The organism is Comamonas sp. DB36 (genome assembly GCF_057914905.1).
This window is the reverse complement of sequence record NZ_CP196631.1, coordinates 3,611,672-3,628,888: the sequence shown is the minus strand read 5'-3', so window position 1 is coordinate 3,628,888 and position 17,217 is coordinate 3,611,672. Positions and strand designations below refer to the sequence as shown.

Below are 17,217 nucleotides of genomic sequence, written 5' to 3'. Positions count from 1 at the left end.
CGGCGCCTCAGTCGAAGATCGCGCTGGTTTGGGCCTTTTGCACAATGGCTTGCGCGTCGCGCGCCAGCAGCAGGCGCTGCGCCACCAGACGGTCGGCGGCCGCCTGCACCGCCTGCACATAGCCTTGCTGCGAACCGTAGAGCTCCTGCAGCGAGGGCCGCGTGTCGCCCGCGGCCAGGCGTGCGGCCTGGGTCTTGTGGAACGGAATGTAGCTGCCCGCGAGATTCGCCAGGTCGACCACCTTGTCGCTGGCCACGTAGTTGAACTCTATGCTGGTTCCCAGCGGCGCCTGGGCTTCGACCGAGCGTATGCCGGCCTGCGTCAGGCCCGTGCCCGCATCGACCTGGGGCACCATGATCGGATAGTGCTTGCCGGTCTGGCGCGGCGGGAAGATGCTGGCGATGCCGGCCTCATCCTCGGGGCGGAACTGCGGGCCGAAGTCCAGCAGTTCGAAGTCGTTGTAGCGCGCCAGATAGTTGAACGCCGGAATATCGGTCAATTGGCTGCCGACCTTCCATTGCAGGCCTTGCATCACCGGAAATTTCAACTGCTCGGGCCGCACCAGGCTGCCGTCGGCCACCTTGGGCACCTGGCTCGCGGGCGGCTGCCTGCCCGTGGTCACCCAGTCTTCAAGCGCGATGAACAGCGCGCGGAAGGTGTCGTTGAAATGCACCACCGTGCCCGAAGGGTAGACGCTGCGGCCGGGCGCGTAGCTGATGCTGGCTTCGCCGCCCGCGCCGCCATGCTGGGTGCTGGCGTAGTAGTAGATGCGCGCATTCTCGGGCTGCACCAGATCCTGCGTGCCCTGGGTGTTGGTCAGCGCGGGCGAGCCCTGCAGCTGCCAGAATTCCGTGCCTGAGAGTCCCAGGAAGAACTTGGGGCAGGTGTCGCTCGCGCTGCAGCGGCGCATCACGCCGCCGTCGCGCCCGCTGATGCCGTCCGCGTAATTCCTGTCGAGCCCGCGCGGCGCGGTCTGGCCGAAGGCCGTGTGGTCGGTGCGCAGTCCGCCGCCGCCGCCGGGAACGGCGAAACGCGTGTTGACATTGGTCTGGCGCGCGGCGACATGGGCGAACATGCCGTCAAACACGCGCGAGCCGTCGAGCGCCTGGTTGAAGCCCAGGTGCAGGAAGGTCTTCATCGCATTGCCCGACTGGGACGTTCCCTGGCCAATCGTGTGGGCGATGCGCCCGGCCAGCGGATTGGCGTTGCCGGCCGAATCTTTCTCGGCCTTGCGGAAGAAGCCCACCGCGTCGCGCAGCGCCGCCAGGCCCACGCCCATGACCTTGGGGTCCTTGGCCTCGTAGACCAGTTCATAGAGATACAGAGGATCGAAGCCCTGCTTGAGGCAGACCTTGGTCGCGTCGGGCGTTCCGGGAAATGGCGTGGCATCGCTGCAGCTGGCGAATTTCCAGTCAGCCGCGGCGATGGGCAGGCGCGCATCGGTTTCGTTGATGCGCCGCGTGAGCGAATAGCCGGGCCGGCTGTTGTCCAGGCTGGCCGGTGCGTAGGGAATCATCGAGCCGTTGAACACGCCGCCGGGCAGGGCCATGGTCGAGGTCGCAGCCGACGGGACCAGCTCGGTGCGGTAGGCCCCCGTGATGCTGCTGCCGTCGGGGTTTCTCGCGACCGGCACCTGCGCCGTGAGGCGTTCAGGCGTTGTCTTGGGCACATCGCCCTGCCATGCCGCGTAGAGCATCACATAGCCGCGCTCCAGATAGACCGCGTCGCCGGGCGCTGCGCTCGGGTTGGGCATGGTGAGGATGTTGCCGCGGTTGGGCGCGTCGTAGCGCAGTATGCCGCTGGCCTTGGCCATGTTCTTGGGCTTGAGCAGCACGAAGTCGGTCGCGTACTCGACCATTCCGCGGCTGTTGACGGGCGCCAGCGACAGATCCTGGATGGCCGCATTCTTCGGATTGCGCGGATCGAGTTCGCCGGACAGCGTGCCGCTGACTTTTTCATAGGCGCCCACGTCGCCGTAGCTGCCCGGGAAGTCCTGGGTCGATGTCACCTGCATGGTGAGCTTGGGAGCTGCGGAGTTGCCTTCATCATTCGACGACCCGCCGCAGCCCGCGAGGGCCGCAATGCCCAGCGCCACGCTGGAAATCTGGAATATACGCACGCTTGTCTCCTTGCTTTGTTGATGTAGTGGCTGTGCCGAGGGCGCACCCTCGCAGTCAATATAGAAATCTGGGTTTGATCTGTGAAATCGATTGTTCGAATCGATTGATTCAAATTGCAGATGGGTGGTGGCGCTTGCCATGCGCTGTTGCCAGGCTGGGCGCGCGCGCGCAGGGCCATGTCAAGCTGCGGGACAATGGCGCATGTTTCATGTTTCCGGCGCGCTGCCTGCCAGCGCTTGAACCCCATGCAGATTGAAGAAAAACCGCCTTTTGACACGCCCTTCGAATGGATTGGCGGCGAGCCCGCCATCCAGCGCATGGTCGACCGCTTCTATGACCTCATGGATCTCGAACCGGCCTACACCGAGCTGCGCGCAGCCCATGGCTCGCAGCTCGATGGCGCGCGCCAGAAGCTGTTCTGGTTTCTCTGCGGCTGGATGGGCGGCCCCGACCATTACCAGAGCCGCTTCGGCCATCCGCGCCTGAAGATGCGCCACATGCCGTTCAAGATCGGCGTGCGCGAGCGCGACCAGTGGGTGGCGTGCATGGACCAGGCCATGCTGGAGACCGGCGTTCCCGAGACGCTGCGCCAGCGCCTGGCCCAGAGTTTCATGGGCACGGCCGACTGGATGAGAAATCAGGGCGGTTGAGCCGCTCCCGTCGCGCTTGCTTGCTGGCGCGCAGCCGCTACCATCGGGGTCACTAACCGTTGGATACAAACCGTGCAGGAGCATTTATGGGCGTGATCGGCTGGATATTTCTGGTGGTGGTTCTGGCCGTGGCGGCCTGGGCCGTCATGGCTTACAACCGCCTGGTGGTGGCGCGCAACCGCATTGCCAATGCGTTCGGGCAGATCGATGTGCAGCTCAAGCGCCGCCACGATCTGGTGCCCAATCTGGTCGAAGTGGCGCGCGGCTACATGGCGCATGAGGCCAGCACGCTCGAAGCCGTGATCCGCGCGCGTGGCGCGGCCAGCAGCGCCGCCGACCAGGCGCGCGCCCGGCCCGCGGACGCGGCGGCCATAGGCCTGCTGTCGCAGGCCGAATCGGCGCTGGGCGCGCAACTGGGCCGGCTGATGATGCTCAGTGAAGCCTATCCCGAACTCAAGGCCGACGCCCACATGCTGCGCCTGAGCGAGGAAATCACCAGCACCGAGAACCGCATCGGCTTTGCGCGCCAGGCCTACAACGACCAGGTGCTGGAATTCAACAACCATGCGAGCCAGTTTCCCGACGTGCTGCTGGCGCGCGCGCTGGGCTTTGGCGCGGCCGCGATGCTGGAGTCGACCACCAGCGACGCCGAGCGCGCCGTGCCCCAACTGCGGTTCTGATCTGCGCACCTTGGAGCTGGCATGAAATTCTGGCGCCATCAGGAGCAGGCGCGCAGCGCCACCGCACGCCTGCTGCTGGCCTTTGCGCTGGCCGTGGCGCTGCTGGTGGCCGCAGTGCACAGCGGACTGGTGCTCGCCTGGCTCGCGCTGTCCTGGATGCTGGGCGGCAACCTGCCTTTCCCTGCGGGCTTCGCGGCCGTCAACATCGGCATGACGCTGCTGTTCGTGCTGGGCGGCTGGTGGGTGGAAACCGACCAGTTGCGCGCCGGCGGGCTGCGCCTGGCCGAACGCATTGGTGCGCGTGAAGTGCGGCCCGACCGCAGCCTCGCGGAGCAGACCTTCGCCAACGTGGTGCAGGAGCTGTGCATTGCCGCGCACATGACACCTCCCCAGGCCATGGTGCTGGCGCGCACCGATGCAATCAATGCGTTTGCCGCCGGCTGGGACGAGGAGGACGCGATCATCGCCGTGACCCAGGGCGCGCTGGACCATCTGAGCCGCGAGGAACTGCAGGGCATGGTCGCGCATGAACTGAGCCATCTGCATGAAGGCGATACGCGGCTCAAGATGCAGCTCGCCGGCATGGTCTACGGCCTGGAGCTGGTCTACCAGCTGGGCGAAAGCATGTGCGAGCGCGGCGGTGCGATGTGGTGGTTCGGCTCGGTGATCAAGGGCGTGGGCTTCGCGGGCTGGCTCGCGGGACGCTGGCTCAAGGCCGCGGTCTCGCGCCAGCGTGAGTACCTCGCCGATGCGCGCGCCGTGCAGTGGACGCGCAGCAAGGACGGCCTGGGCGGCGTGCTGCGCAAGGTCATGGGCCAGCGCCAGGACGGCAGCTACGATGCGCGCCGCGGCCAGTATGCGCTCGACCACCACGCGGTGCAGCACATGCTGCTGGTCGATGTGGAAAACAGCAGCCGCTGGGCCGAGCGCCTCGCGACCCATCCCGCGCTCGCCGACCGGGTGCGCCGCATCTATGGGCGCACCATGTCGCCCATGCCGCTGCAGCGCGTGACGCGCTGAAGCCTTGCCCTACCTGCCGCCGTGGCGCGGAATGTGGGGCTGCAGCAGCACGATCAACGCGCCCGCGCCGCCGTCATTGGGCCGCGCCTGCACGAACGCCAGCACCTCCTGCTTTTGCACCAGCCAGCTGTGCACCCGGCCCTTGAGCACGGGCATGCGCCCCGGTGATCCCAGCCCCTTGCCATGCACCACGCGCACGCAGCGCGCGCCGTCGCGCTGGGCATGGCGTATGAATTCGCCCAGGGCTTCGCGCGCCTCGTCGGTGCGCAGGCCGTGCAGGTCGAGCTGGCGCTGGACGCTCCAGTGGCCCGCGCGCAACCGGTGCGCGACATCGTGGCCCATGCCGGGGCGCAGATAGCTCAGCTGGTCGTCGGTCAGCAGCAGCGTGCTGACATCGAACTCGTCGCTGATGGCTTCGCGCAGCACGGCCTGCTCGTCGAGCAGCCGCTGCTGAGGCACGGGCAGCACGTTGCCGGGCAGAGGCGGCAGCCGGTTGCCCGTGTGGCGCAGCGGCCGCACGCCGCCTATCGCCTGCAGGAACAGCGCGCGGTCGGTGGCCGGGCGCAGCGCGATGCGCCGCTGCTCCTCGGCAATGAGCGCGGCCTGCCGCGCCGCGGCCGCCAGGGCTTTGCGGACCGGTTTCAGGTCTTGGAGGGATTTCACGCGCATGGGGCGTTTTTATCCGAATATGGCCAAGCTCCGGCCCAGGTCCCGCGCATACCCTGGAAACCACGCTGTTTTTGTCCTCAAGCCGTCACAGCAAGCCCTGCTGCGCCATCGACATGCCCGCACCGGGCGCGACGATGATGTGGTCCAGCACGCGCACGTCAATCAGTGCCAGCGCGCCACGCAGTATCTCGGTGAGCGCGACATCGGCGGGACTGGCCTGTACGCCGCCGCTGGGGTGGTTGTGCGCCAGCACCACGGCCGCGGCCTGGTGCTGCAGCGCGTGCAGCACGACTTCCCGGGGATAGACGCTGTTTTGCGCCAGCGTGCCGCGGAACATTTCCTCCATTGCGATCAGCCGGTGCTGCTGGTCCAGGAACAGTACGGCAAAGACCTCATGCGGCTTGGGCGCGAGGTGCAGCTGCAGGTATTGGGTCACGGCCTGCGGGCTGTCGAACACCGTGCGCGCGCGCAGGCGCTGGGCCAGCGCGCGCCGCGCCAGCTCGAGCACGGCCAGCAGCTGGGCGCGCTTGGCCGGGCCCAGGCCCTTGACGCGCGCCAGATCCTGGGGCGGCGCCTGCAGCAGGCCGGCAATGCCGCCGAAGCCGCCGCGTGCCTTGCCGGTCGCGGGGTCGGTGTCCGGCGCCTCCAGCAGTTCCTGCGCCAGCTGCAGCACGCCTTTGCCTTTGATTCCGGTGCGCAGCACGATGGCCAGCAGCTCGGCGTCGGCCAGCGCACCGGGGCCGCGGGCCAGCAGCTTTTCGCGCGGCCGGGCAGCGCGCGGCAGGTCTTTGAGGGGCATGGCGCAACTCCTGCCTGGCCATGTCGCCGGGAGGAGGGCGGCAGCGCTGCCAAGGGGCATCTGCAAGCCGCTGCGTGGGGGCATGGCCGGGTTTCTACAATAGACCCCAGTTTATCGGGACTCTCATGACATCTAGCGCACAACCCACTTTGGCTTCGCAGACTGCCGTACCCACGGTGCAGGCCGGATCGTTTCTGACCCTGCACTACCGCCTGGCCGGCCCGGCAGGCGATGTGATCAACACTTTCGGCGAAAAGCCCGCGACGCTGTCGCTGGGCGCGGGCGAGCTGTCGCCTGCGGTCGAGCAGCGCCTGATCGGCCTCGAAGAGGGCCAGCGCACGACGTTCGAGCTGCCCGCGGGCGAAGCCTTTGGCGAGCGCAACGCAGACATGCAGCAGTGGGTGGCGCGCAAGCTCATGAACGAGCTCGGCGACCCCTATGAGAAGTACACCGCGGGCGACGTGGTGCAGTTCCCCACGCCCGACGGCCTGGGCAGCTATGCCGGCGCCGTGGTGCGCGTGCGCGAGGACGGCGCGGTGCTGTTCGACTTCAACCATCCCCTGGCCGGCCAGCCCGTCACCTTCGAGGTGCAGATCATCGGGGTGCTCTGAGCCATGGACAAGCCCCAGGAAATCGTTCTTGCCGAGCCGCGCGGCTTCTGTGCCGGCGTCGACCGGGCGATCGAGATCGTCGAGCGGGCCATCGCCAAGTTCGGCGCGCCCATCTACGTGCGCCATGAAATCGTGCACAACACGTTCGTGGTCAACGACCTCAAGACCCGCGGCGCGATCTTCATCGAGGAGCTTGACGATGTGCCGCCGGGCGCGACGCTGGTGTTTTCCGCGCATGGCGTGAGCCAGGCGGTGCAGCAGGAAGCAAAACGCCGGGGCTTCCAGATTTTCGATGCGACCTGCCCGCTGGTCAGCAAGGTGCATGTCGAAGTCGCCAAGCTCGCCAAGGAAGGCTACGAGTTCATCATGATCGGCCACAAGGGCCATCCCGAAGTCGAAGGCACGATGGGCCAGCTCGACCACGGCATCCACCTGGTCGAGGAGGTCGAGGACGTCGCCAAGGTCCAGCCCGCGCAGACCGAACTGCTGGCCGTGGTCACGCAGACCACGCTCAGCGTCGACGACGCCGCGGCCATCATGGCCGCGGTGCGCGAGCGCTTTCCGCAGGTGCGCGTTCCCAAGCAGCAGGACATCTGCTACGCCACGCAGAACCGCCAGGACGCGGTCAAGGTGCTGAGCCCGCAGGTCGACGTGGTGATCGTCGTCGGCAGCCCCACGAGCTCCAACAGCAACCGGCTGCGCGAACTCGCGGCGCGCCTGGGCACGCGTGCCTACATGGTCGACAACGCCCAGGAGCTGCAGCCGGCCTGGTTCCATGGCGTGGCGCGCGTAGGCCTCACGGCCGGCGCGTCGGCGCCCGAAGTGCTGGTGCGCGAAGTCATAGACCGCATCAAGGCACTGGGCGCGACCTCGGTGCGCAGCATGAACGGCATAGAGGAAACCGTGAAGTTCCCGCTGCCCAAGGGCCTCAAGATCGACGCGGCCACGGGCCTGGAGATCGAAGTGCGCAAGGCGCCCGAACTGGGCCCCGGCCACTGAAGCCGCGTCCGGGCGCTTGCGCCCGGCTTCAGCTCCACAGATCGAGCGGCGGATCGGCCGCGACCGCGCGCAGGATGTCGGTGCGCGAGACAAAGCCCGCCAGATGGCCGAGCTCGTCGGTCACCGGCAGGCCCGGCAGTCCGGTGTCGAGCAGCACGCTGGCGAGCCGGCGCAGCGCGGTGTCGGCCGCGACCGCGGGCACGGGGCTGATCATCACCGCATGCACCGGGCGCTTGGCCAGGTCGATCGCTTCCTGCACCGATCCGGGCGTGGGCAGCAGGTCCAGCGGCGCCATGTCGGCGCGCAGCAGCAGACCCACGACGCGGCCCTGGGCATTGAGCACGGGCGCCTGCGCGACGCGGTGTTCGGCCAGGATCTGCCAGGCATCGTTGACGCGCATGTCGGCGGCCACGGTGAGCGCCCCCCGGGTCATCACATCGCGCACGCATTCCAGCGGCTGGCGCTCGACTTGCGGGCCTTTTTCCGTCGCCGCATAGGCATCGACGGCTTCCTGCGCCGCGCGCGGCAGCGCGGGCGTGGTCTCGGGCTCGACTGCCGCATCGGCGGAAAACTCGACATCGGCGCTGCGCGTGCGCAGCGCCTGCGGGCGCTGCACGCGGCGTACGGGAGCGACCTGGGCCAACTGGTCGGGGCCGCCGCGGTAGATCGGCCCGTCGGGGCCTAGAACATAAAACATGGTGGGATATGCCGTGGTTGAGTGGAAGGCGGGCGGTTGCGATCTTGACATGGCCTGGCGCTGGTAGACACCTGGCGCGCATCAGTCTCTGCCGCCAATTCTGTGGTCTTGTGCGCGGGCCACTAGAATTGCCGTCTATGCTAGACATCCTCCTCCTTCGCAAAGACCTCGACACCGCCATCGCGCGGCTGGAAACCCGTAAAAAGCCCCAGGCTTTCCTGAACGTGGAGGCGTTCCAGTCTCTCGAGTCCGAGCGCAAGCGCCTGCAGACGCGCACCGAGGAACTGCAAGCCCAGCGCAACCAGCTGTCCAAGCAGGTCGGCATGCTGATGGGCAAGGGCGACAAGGAAGGCGCCGAAGCCGCCAAGGCCCAGGTCGCGGCCATCAAGACCGAATTTGAAACCTCGTCCACGCGCCTGGAGCAGATCCAGGGCGAGCTGCAGACCATGCTGCTGGCCGTGCCCAACATGCCGCACGAAAGCGTGCCCGTGGGCAGCGACGAGTCGGGCAATGTCGAAGTGCGCCGCTGGGGCACGCCCAAGGCCTTCGAATTCGCAGCCAAGGACCATGTCGACGTCGGCACGCCGCTGGGCCTGGACTTCGACATGGGCGTCAAGCTCTCGGGTTCGCGCTTCACCGTGATGAAGGGCCCGATCGCGCGCCTGCACCGCGCGCTGGCGCAGTTCATGATCGACCTGCAGACCGAAGAGCATGGCTACACCGAATGCTATGTGCCTTACGCCGTCAACGCCGACTCGCTCAAGGGCACGGGCCAGCTGCCCAAGTTCGAAGGCGATCTGTTTGCGGCCAAGAAGGGCGGCCAGGACGGCGAGCCCGTTCCCGACCATGCGGCGCTGTACCTGATTCCCACGGCCGAAGTGCCGCTGACCAACTTCGTGCGCGACCAGGTCGTGGCCGAAGCCGATCTGCCGATCAAGCTCACGGCCCACAGCCCGTGCTTTCGCTCGGAAGCCGGCAGCTACGGCCGCGACACGCGCGGCATGATCCGCCAGCACCAGTTCGACAAGGTCGAGATGGTGCAGATCGTGCATCCCGACAAGAGCTACGAGGCGCTCGAGGAAATGACGGGCCATGCCGAAGCCGTGCTGCAGAAGCTGGGCCTGCCGTACCGCGTGATGAGCCTGTGCACGGGCGACATGGGCTTTGGCGCGGCCAAGACCTATGACCTCGAAGTCTGGCTGCCCGGCCAGGACAACTTCCGCGAAATCAGCTCGATCTCGAACTGCGAAGCCTTCCAGTCGCGCCGCCTGCAGGCGCGTTTCAAGAACGCCCAGGGCAAGAACGAACTGCTGCACACCTTGAACGGTTCGGGCCTGGCCGTGGGCCGCTGCCTGGTGGCGGTTCTGGAAAACTACCAGAACGCCGACGGCTCGGTAAGCGTGCCCGAAGTGCTGCAGCCATACATGGGCGGAAAAACTTTGATTCAGCCCTGAAAAACAGTGCTACAATAGATGCTTCGACACACAGGAGAGGTGGCAGAGTGGTCGAATGTACCTGACTCGAAATCAGGCGTACCGCAAGGTACCGTGGGTTCGAATCCCACCCTCTCCGCCAAAATGAAAAAGCCCAAGTGACAAGTCACTTGGGCTTTTTTCTTTGCGCTTCATTTTCTGTAAAAAAGGCCTGCACGGAGTTTCCGCGCAGGCCTTTGATTTTGGCGTTGGATCAGCCGGCCAGCGTAATCGTCACGCTGTTGCCGCTATAGGTCACGGTGGACTTGGCAAAACCGCTCACGGCCACCGATGAGAACTTGTTGTGCACGCCCTTGGCGGTCAGCACCACGATCTGGTCGCCCGCCTTGGGCGCATAGCCGTTGGCGAAAGTCACGTTGAGTGCGCCTGCCAGCGCTGCATGGTCGGCGACCACCAGTGTGCCGGCGGTGCTGCTGGACAGTGCCAGGTTCAGCGCGCCGGACTTTTGCGTGTAGCTGCCGGCCACACGCACCTGGATGCCGTGGGTGGCCAGCGTGCCGCCATCGACGTATACCGCGCCAGCGCCCATCGCCGTCGCCGAATCCGCGCGCAAAGTGCCGCCGGAAACAATGGTACCGCCGCTGTAGGTGTTGGCGCCCGTCAGGGCCAGCGTTCCGGTGCCGCGCTTGGTCAGCTTGCCGGCGCCGCCGATGTCATTGCGCCAGCGGTCGAAGGAGCAGAAGCCAGAGACGCAGAAACCTTCTGTGCTCTGATTCATGGTGACGGCAACGTCGGCCTCGAACTTGCCGTAGCCGCTGGCCGCGTCGAAAAGGTTCAGGCGGCCGAAGCCTTCCTCGTCGTCCAGCACGGGATAGCCCGAATCGATGGCCGTGGTCTTGAGCACGGCGCGTCGCTGGTCTGCGCTCAGATACGGGAAGCGGGTTTCCAGCAGCGTTTCCATTCCCTTGGGCACCACGGCCGGCTTGCCGGCCTTGGTGCTGTCCTTGGCGAAGCCGAAAGTCAGGCGGCGCAGGTACTCGGCCCTGGATGTCGCGAAATCCGCAAAACGGTCTTCGCTGGCGTTGGCCGAGTGGGCTGCATTCCACAGTTCCGTGCCGCTGTTCACGCCTACTTTTGCGCGCAATTGCGCCTGTGCCTGCTGGAATACCGCCAGACGCTGGGCTTCGGTGTAGGCCAGGCCGCGATCGCCTGCGCCCTTCATCAGGGGCATCCAGACCGACGAGCCCAGCATGCGGCCACCCATGACGCCCAGCGCCGAGTGCATTCCGGCGCGGATGCGGTTCTCACCTGCTTCCAGGCCGCGCGCCACGGCTTCCTGGAAGCGCTGTGGAGTCATATAGGCAATGGCCATCGAGTAGCGCACGAACTCGGCGGTGTGGCCGCTGGGGAAGTCGGAGTCCTGCTGCGCGCGGGTCTGTGCCGCTGCCGCGTTGTCGCCCGCGGCGCGGCGCGCCAGCAGTTCGGGCAGGACCTTGACCGTGGGCAGGCTGCTGTCGGCTGCTGACCAGCGATAGGGGCGGGCAAACTTGTAGAAGCCCTTGGGGCCATTGTCCGAGGCGATGTTGCCTACGGTGGCGTTGTCGACGAACTGCAGCACGGCGCCGAACTCGGGGTTGGTCAGGGGATTTGTGTCGCCCCATCCCGAGCTCGGATTCTTCGCCAGATCGTCCCAGGCCTGGCCCAGTGGTCCCAGCGCACCGCCCTTGACCGTGCGCGTCACCTTGTTGCCGGTGTCGTCCAGCGCGATGGACTCGCGCTCTGCGCTGGTGTACTCGGTTTTCGTCGTCAGCTTGGAGGAGTACTCCATGTTCTGCAGGAACAGTTCCTTGTTCTTGATGGTTCCCGTGGTGCCCGCGGCAGGCGCCTGGCCGGGCGCGCCGCTGGTGTTGTCCGTGGTGAGCACATGCCATACACCGTTCCAGGTGGTCAGGCCAAACAGGTCGCAGCCCGGTACGCCGGCCGTGCTGGTGTTCGGCGTGGTTGCACCGTCGGCGAAGATACCGGCGTAGTCCGCGGCCTTGAAGCCGTTCATTTTCCGTTCGGAAGGCTCGAAAATATCGAGAAAGCCCGACAGGATGCGCAGGGTGCTGTTCGTTGTGTGGTCGGCATAGCAGGCGTTGTTGCCATTGGCCGTCGCGTCATGCCTGCCCGAGTTGTAGACGGTGGCATCTTCGCGGTACTTGGGCACATCGGTGCGCGATGCAGGCATGCTCGTTGCCGCCGGCGGCGCAACGTTGACCGTTTCGGTGCCCAGGCCCGCCGGCGCTGCGGGAATCACGTATGCGGCTGTCTCGTCGTCGCTGCCACCGCAGGCGGCCACGGTCAACAACGTGGCCAGGGCGATGGCGCGCAGGGCGAATGTTTGCTTGGGAGCGGAAAAATGGACGGAAGTTTGCATGCGCAAGAAAGGCTCAAAAAGGGGAAGCCCGCAGTATTTGAGGCAAGGCATGAAACTGTGATGACAAACCGTACCGGTGGCGCGCGATTTTCGTTTCGCTGACGGCCCCGCAGGCACGCCTGTGGACATTTCACCGGACGGCCTGAACCTGTGGTTCGCGCCAAAGCACCCGGAAACGCCGTGGCATGCCAAGGCTGTTGGTCGTGGCCTATGCGCTCAGCCCCATCGATCTCATTGCCGGTTTCATTGCCTTGCTGGGCTATCTGGATGATGTGCTGCTGCTTGCCGCTTGTCGCGCTCGGTTCTATCAGTGGCTTGCGGTCAGGGATTCCAGACTCCGCGGCGGTGCCTGCGCAGTGGTTATGGTGGTCATCCGGATCGGCACTTCGGTCGGAGTGTGCATTGCGTTTTCAAGGCAAATGCCTGGAGGTGGACACTGTTTTCTTCAGTGGGGACAAAAAACTGGGTTATACTTTCGTTCTTGGCGCAGTGGATTGGTGAAAACCTTTCGCTGCCAGACGCGGCTGTAGCTCAGCTGGATAGAGTACTTGGCTACGAACCAAGGGGTCGTGGGTTCGATTCCTGCCAGCCGCACCAGACGACAAGCCCCAGAACAGCAATGTTCTGGGGCTTTTTCGTTGGTGCACGAAAAATCGACCCTAGGAATCCTTCATTTGAACTGTTCGGTGCGCGGCCGGGCACTGTCGTCGATGACCATTGTGGAATCGCGCCGTGCACGCCGCGATTCGAGCCAGAGCAGAGCAGCGCTGATCACCAGCACCCAGGCGCCGAAGTAAGACGCGATGGACGATTCCAGAACGCCCTTGGCAGCGCACAATGCGGCGCCCATCAGCAGGGTCACCATAAGAAGATCAATGAACAAACGTCTTGACATAGTGTTTAGCTATTAAATAAAGCGGATGTTATTGTTTTGGCTATTGCATCGGTGTAGGAAAAAATCCTGTGTGCATGCGCGGCAGAAAAGCGCAGCACACACAAAGAATTCTCAAGTTTTGCTTTCACTCCGATTTTTTGGGCTATAATCGATAGCTTAGCGGCTGTAGCTCAGCTGGATAGAGTACTTGGCTACGAACCAAGGGGTCGTGGGTTCGATTCCTGCCAGCCGCACCAAACGTGAAGCCTCAGAGTGGAAACACTCTGAGGCTTTTTCGTTTTGCGCGAACCTGCCCTCAGGGATCTGGGCGCGAAAAGGGCAGGGTTCAGCGCGCGCCGCGCGCCCTGCGGTCACTCACCGCTGGTCTCGGCCTGTCCCTTGCCGGCTGCGCGCTGCGCAGTCGGCGAAACCGTTTGCGCCGCGAAATCTTCACTGCGCAGCACATCCCGTGCCACGGCATCGCCCTGGCCCGCGGCGCGCTGCAGCCACATGGCGGCCTGAGCGCTGTCCTGATCGACGCCACGGCCGCTGGCATACATCAATCCCAGATGGAGCTGCGCCTTGGCATGGCCCTGGCCGGCCGCGAGCCGAAACCACTTGACGGCTTGCGCGTCGTCCCGGTCGACCTCGATGCCGCGTTCGAACTTCGCGCCCAAGGTGAATTGCGCGGGCGCATGGCCCTGGTCGGCCGCAAGGCGGTACCACTTGAGCGCCTGCTGCTCGCTGGCTTCGACGCCTTGTCCGGCGTTGTACATCGACGCCAATGCGTCTTGGGCTGCTGGCAGTCCGCGCTCGGCGGCGCGTTGGTACCACTGAGCGGCCTGGCGGTCGCTTTGCGCGACTCCGTCGCCGTTTTCGTACATCGCGCCCAGGCTAAGCTGCGCCTTGGCATCGCCGCGCTGGGCTTGCTCCAGCAGATCGGCGTGTTGGCCGAAAACCAGGCCTGCAGTGAGCAGCAGACCCGCCAATGCGACGCCCTGAGCCAATGTTTTCACATGAAAAATAGTCATTTTCTTAAGCAGATAATTTAACAATAGGTTTTAACTATAATTCTTTTTTCCGCCGCTGTCCAGATCGCACGGTGTCGTGCCCGTGCTGGTGAAAGGCCCGTGGCTTTTGCTGCAGCGCGTTTGATGCAAAGATCAGCGCATGAGCAAAGCCTTCACCAAAGAATCAGATGCCGGGGACGACGATGACGAACTCGGTGCATTGCCGCCCATTCCCGCGGGCAGCAAGAACTACATCACGCCCCGGGGCTACCAGCGGTTGCGCGACGAGCTGTTCGCGCTGATCGACACCGAGCGCCCGCAGATCGTCGAGATCGTTCACTGGGCGGCGAGCAATGGCGACCGTTCGGAAAACGGCGACTACCTCTACGGCAAGAAGCGCCTGCGCGAGATCGACCGGCGCATACGTTTCCTGACCAAGCGCCTGGAAATCGCCGAAGTCGTGGACCCGGCCGTGCACGCGGGCAGCGAGCAGGTGTTCTTTGGCGCGACCGTGACCTATGTCGAGGATGACGGCATGGAGCGCAGCGTGACCATCATGGGCATAGACGAAGCCAACAGCGCGCAGGGCGAGGTCAGCTGGATTTCACCCGTGGCGCGCGCGCTGCTCAAGGCGCGCGTGGGCGACGAAGTCGCGCTGCAGACGCCGGGCGGCGTGCGCCTGCTCGAGGTGCTTGACGTGAGCTATCCCGAAGCAAAATCTTAGTCAGCAACGAAGTCACGGGCCATTCCAAGCGCCGGAATGGGCTGCAGCCCTCGCAACTGGCGCGGTCCAGCAAGGGGGCAGCGAGCAAGGGCAGTCCCGCTCCCGCGCAGTGAGAGAGGGGGCGGGCGCGAAGCGCCTCAGGGGGTGTTAATCCACTGACGGCATGATGCGCGTCGCCTTGATGACGACCGGGGCGCGGCGCAGATTGCGCAGCGCGGCTTCGACCTGCTGCTGGTTCTTGACCGAGACCACGAAACGCAGATCGGTCGTGCCCATGGGCGCTTCGTCGACCATCTCCAGGTGCTGGATGTCGACTTCGGCGTCGGTCAGCTCGGAGGCCACGCGCGCCAGCACGCCCTTGCCGTTGCGCACCGTGACCAGGATGCCGCTTTCGAACATGTGGGTCAGACCTTCGGCCCACTCGACCGAGATGAAACGGTCCGGGTCCTTCTCATACAGACGCTTGACGATGGCGCAGTGCGCGTGGTGCACCATCAGGCCTTCGCCGCGGCCCAGATAGCCGAGCACCGGATCTCCGGGCACGGGACGGCAGCAATGTGCGAAACGGATAGAGGCATTGGTGCTGCCGTCCAGCGTCACCGTGCCCTGGGAAATCTTGTCCTTGGCGCTGTAGCGTTCCTGGCTCAGCAGCACGGCGTTGGGGCGCTGGCCATGGTCGCCCAGCAGCACCATGATGCGCGCCGCGACCAGGCTCGCTATGCGCCGGCCCATGCCGATGTCGGTCATGAGCTCGCTGCGGCTGCGGTTGCCGGTGTCCTGCAGCAGCCGGTCCCAGAGCGCCTGATTGGCGTCGTCCTGGGGCGGCAGATGCTCTATGCCCTCGGCACGCAGCGCCTGCGACAGCAGTTTCTCGCCCAGGCTCGCGGACTCGCTCTGGGCCGAAGTCTTGAGGTGGTGGCGGATCTTGGAGCGCGCGCGCGCGGTCTTGACAAATCCCAGCCAGGCCGGGTTGGGGCGGGCGTTCTCGGCGGTGATGATCTCGATCACGTCGCCGCTCTTGAGCTCGGTGCGCAGCGGCACGTCTTCGTTGTTGATGCGCGCGGCCGTCGCGTGGTTGCCGATCTTGCTGTGGATCGCGTAGGCGAAGTCGACCACGGTCGCGCCGCGCGGCATGGCCATGATTTCGCTCTTGGGCGTGAAAACATAGACCGCGTCGGGGAACAGGTCGACCTTGACATGGTCCCAGAACTCGGTCGCATCGCGCGTCTCGTTCTGGATGTCGAGCAGCGACTGCAGCCACTGGGTGCTCATCTGCTCGGTGTCGCCGGGGCGCTGCTGCGCCTGGTAGAGCCAATGCGCGGCGACGCCGGCTTCGGCGACGATGTGCATTTCCTCGGTGCGCATCTGGAACTCTATGCTCACGCCCGAAGGGCCGACCAGCGTGGTGTGCAGCGACTGGTAGCCGTTGTTCTTCGGAATGGCGATGTGGTCCTTGAACTTGCCGGGCACGGGCTTGTACATCTGGTGCAGCACGCCCAGCGCTGTATAGCATTCGGTGACCGAAGGCACGATCACGCGAAAGCCGTAGATGTCGGTGACCTTGGCAAAGCTCTGATTGTTGCGCTCCATGCGCAGATACAGCGAGTACAGCGTGCTTTCGCGGCCCGCGAGCCGCGCATGCAGGCCATGCTGGGCGAACTTCGCGTCGACTTCGGTCTGCACGCGCTGCACCAGGTCGCGACGGCGCGTGCGCGATTTGGCAATCGCCTTGGACAGCGTCGAATAGCGCCAGGGGTGCAGATGGCGGAACGACAGGTCCTGCAGTTCGCGGTAGGTCTGGTTCAGGCCCAGGCGGTGGGCGATGGGCGCGTAGATTTCCAGCGTCTCGGAGGCGATCCGGCCCCATTTGCTGCGCGGCATGTCGGACAGCGTGCGCATGTTGTGCGTGCGGTCGGCGAGCTTGATGAGGATGACGCGCACGTCGCGCGCCATGGCCAGCAGCATCTTGCGAAACGACTCGGCCTGATTCTCTTCGCGGGTATTGAACTGCAGCTTGTCGAGCTTGGTCAGGCCGTCGACCAGCTCGGCGACGGGCGTGCCGAAACGCATGGCCAGGTCGCCCTTGGTCACGCCGCAGTCTTCCATCGCGTCGTGCATTAGCGCCGCCATCAGTGCGGGCGCATCGAGCTTCCAGGACGCACACAGCGCGGTCACGGCGATAGGATGGGTGATGTACGGGTCGCCGCTGCTGCGCCACTGGTCGGTATGGGCCTGGTCGGCAAACAGATAGGCCTGGCGCACCTGCTCGATGCTTGTGGCGTCCAGATAGCCCAGATTGTCGAGCAACGCGGCAAACGCGGCGCGCGAAACGGCCGTGGCCGAGGCCGCAGCCGTGGACGGAGGGTCTGTGGAAACGGCGGTCGCACTCATCTGACTCTCTGGTGCCGGGGCATTCTCAGGGAGGTTGGCGTCGTGGACAGGAGACTGGGGCTGGACCGCTTTCATACCTTTAATGTAGCGCGCTCTCTGATGCGTTTCTCATTGCACAAAA

The 17,217-nt window shown here is 65.3% G+C and carries 15 protein-coding genes, 3 tRNA genes and 1 pseudogene; 11 read left to right on the top strand and 8 right to left on the bottom strand.

Translation table 11 applies throughout. The features are described 5' to 3' along the window. Positions 1 to 7 precede the first annotated feature (7 nt). Positions 8 to 2,119, bottom strand: coding sequence for an alpha/beta hydrolase domain-containing protein (locus tag ACSVDO_RS16985; RefSeq protein ID WP_489593568.1), 2,112 nt, complete (start codon positions 2,117 to 2,119; stop codon positions 8 to 10). Between the two features lie 246 nt (positions 2,120 to 2,365). Between ACSVDO_RS16985 and ACSVDO_RS16980 the strand changes: the two genes are divergently transcribed. The 3 genes from ACSVDO_RS16980 (at position 2,366) to ACSVDO_RS16970 (ending at position 4,470) form a co-directional block, all read left to right on the top strand. Then, positions 2,366 to 2,770 carry a group II truncated hemoglobin gene (locus tag ACSVDO_RS16980; protein WP_489593566.1) on the top strand — a complete coding sequence of 135 codons (405 nt, stop codon included), beginning with the start codon at positions 2,366 to 2,368 and terminating at the stop codon, positions 2,768 to 2,770. 86 nt (positions 2,771 to 2,856) lie between these two features. Beyond that, positions 2,857 to 3,450: a LemA family protein gene (locus tag ACSVDO_RS16975; RefSeq protein WP_332536261.1), complete on the top strand. Its 594-nt coding sequence runs from the start codon at positions 2,857 to 2,859 to the stop codon at positions 3,448 to 3,450. 21 nt (positions 3,451 to 3,471) lie between these two features. Then, positions 3,472 to 4,470: a M48 family metalloprotease gene (locus tag ACSVDO_RS16970; RefSeq protein ID WP_489593564.1), complete on the top strand. Its 999-nt coding sequence runs from the start codon at positions 3,472 to 3,474 to the stop codon at positions 4,468 to 4,470. A gap of 9 nt (positions 4,471 to 4,479) precedes the next feature. Here the strand turns inward: ACSVDO_RS16970 and ACSVDO_RS16965 are convergent, their stop codons facing one another. Next, complete coding sequence (locus ACSVDO_RS16965) at positions 4,480 to 5,139, bottom strand: Smr/MutS family protein (protein WP_332536263.1); 660 nt, start codon at positions 5,137 to 5,139, stop codon at positions 4,480 to 4,482. 85 nt (positions 5,140 to 5,224) lie between these two features. Beyond that, positions 5,225 to 5,938 carry a RadC family protein gene (gene radC, locus ACSVDO_RS16960; protein ID WP_489593562.1) on the bottom strand — a complete coding sequence of 238 codons (714 nt, stop codon included), beginning with the start codon at positions 5,936 to 5,938 and terminating at the stop codon, positions 5,225 to 5,227. Positions 5,939 to 6,063: 125 nt separating this feature from the next. Between radC and ACSVDO_RS16955 the strand changes: the two genes are divergently transcribed. Together ACSVDO_RS16955 and ispH are read left to right on the top strand one after the other, a co-directional pair. Further along, on the top strand, positions 6,064 to 6,549 hold the full coding sequence (locus ACSVDO_RS16955) for an FKBP-type peptidyl-prolyl cis-trans isomerase (RefSeq protein ID WP_332536267.1): 486 nt from the start codon (positions 6,064 to 6,066) through the stop codon (positions 6,547 to 6,549). A gap of 3 nt (positions 6,550 to 6,552) precedes the next feature. Continuing rightward, a complete protein-coding gene (gene ispH / locus ACSVDO_RS16950) occupies positions 6,553 to 7,548 on the top strand; it encodes a 4-hydroxy-3-methylbut-2-enyl diphosphate reductase (RefSeq protein ID WP_332536269.1) in 996 nt (331 codons plus the stop codon). Between the two features lie 28 nt (positions 7,549 to 7,576). Here ispH and ACSVDO_RS16945 read toward each other — a convergent pair whose 3' ends face one another. Beyond that, complete coding sequence (locus tag ACSVDO_RS16945) at positions 7,577 to 8,245, bottom strand: CBS domain-containing protein (protein ID WP_332536270.1); 669 nt, start codon at positions 8,243 to 8,245, stop codon at positions 7,577 to 7,579. A 137-nt stretch (positions 8,246 to 8,382) separates the two neighbouring features. Between ACSVDO_RS16945 and serS the strand changes: the two genes are divergently transcribed. Further along, positions 8,383 to 9,699: a serine--tRNA ligase gene (serS, locus tag ACSVDO_RS16940; RefSeq protein ID WP_332547742.1), complete on the top strand. Its 1,317-nt coding sequence runs from the start codon at positions 8,383 to 8,385 to the stop codon at positions 9,697 to 9,699. Between the two features lie 33 nt (positions 9,700 to 9,732). Beyond that, positions 9,733 to 9,820: transfer RNA gene (locus ACSVDO_RS16935), tRNA-Ser, on the top strand. A gap of 111 nt (positions 9,821 to 9,931) precedes the next feature. Here the strand turns inward: ACSVDO_RS16935 and ACSVDO_RS16930 are convergent. Beyond that, positions 9,932 to 12,097, bottom strand: a complete 2,166-nt coding sequence (locus ACSVDO_RS16930; RefSeq protein WP_489593558.1) for an autotransporter-associated beta strand repeat-containing protein — start codon at positions 12,095 to 12,097, stop codon at positions 9,932 to 9,934. A 166-nt stretch (positions 12,098 to 12,263) separates the two neighbouring features. Here ACSVDO_RS16930 and ACSVDO_RS16925 point away from each other — a divergent pair. Next, positions 12,264 to 12,381: pseudogene (locus ACSVDO_RS16925) on the top strand (YkvA family protein); the annotation flags it as partial. Positions 12,382 to 12,617: 236 nt separating this feature from the next. Then, a tRNA-Arg gene (locus ACSVDO_RS16920) sits at positions 12,618 to 12,694 on the top strand. A 73-nt stretch (positions 12,695 to 12,767) separates the two neighbouring features. Here the strand turns inward: ACSVDO_RS16920 and ACSVDO_RS16915 are convergent. Beyond that, the gene (locus ACSVDO_RS16915; RefSeq protein WP_332547744.1) at positions 12,768 to 12,962 is read right to left on the bottom strand and encodes a hypothetical protein; all 195 of its coding nucleotides are present in this window, start codon (positions 12,960 to 12,962) and stop codon (positions 12,768 to 12,770) included. Between the two features lie 189 nt (positions 12,963 to 13,151). On the opposite strand from ACSVDO_RS16915, the gene ACSVDO_RS16910 reads away from it, so the two are divergent. Continuing rightward, positions 13,152 to 13,228: transfer RNA gene (locus ACSVDO_RS16910), tRNA-Arg, on the top strand. A gap of 114 nt (positions 13,229 to 13,342) precedes the next feature. On the opposite strand, the gene ACSVDO_RS16905 is transcribed toward ACSVDO_RS16910, so the two are convergent. Further along, positions 13,343 to 13,987 carry a tetratricopeptide repeat protein gene (locus tag ACSVDO_RS16905; protein WP_489593556.1) on the bottom strand — a complete coding sequence of 215 codons (645 nt, stop codon included), beginning with the start codon at positions 13,985 to 13,987 and terminating at the stop codon, positions 13,343 to 13,345. A gap of 154 nt (positions 13,988 to 14,141) precedes the next feature. On the opposite strand from ACSVDO_RS16905, the gene greB reads away from it, so the two are divergent. Beyond that, a complete protein-coding gene (gene greB / locus ACSVDO_RS16900) occupies positions 14,142 to 14,705 on the top strand; it encodes a transcription elongation factor GreB (protein WP_489593554.1) in 564 nt (187 codons plus the stop codon). 147 nt (positions 14,706 to 14,852) lie between these two features. Here greB and ACSVDO_RS16895 read toward each other — a convergent pair whose 3' ends face one another. Then, positions 14,853 to 17,096: a RelA/SpoT family protein gene (locus ACSVDO_RS16895; protein ID WP_489593553.1), complete on the bottom strand. Its 2,244-nt coding sequence runs from the start codon at positions 17,094 to 17,096 to the stop codon at positions 14,853 to 14,855. Positions 17,097 to 17,217 lie beyond the last annotated feature (121 nt).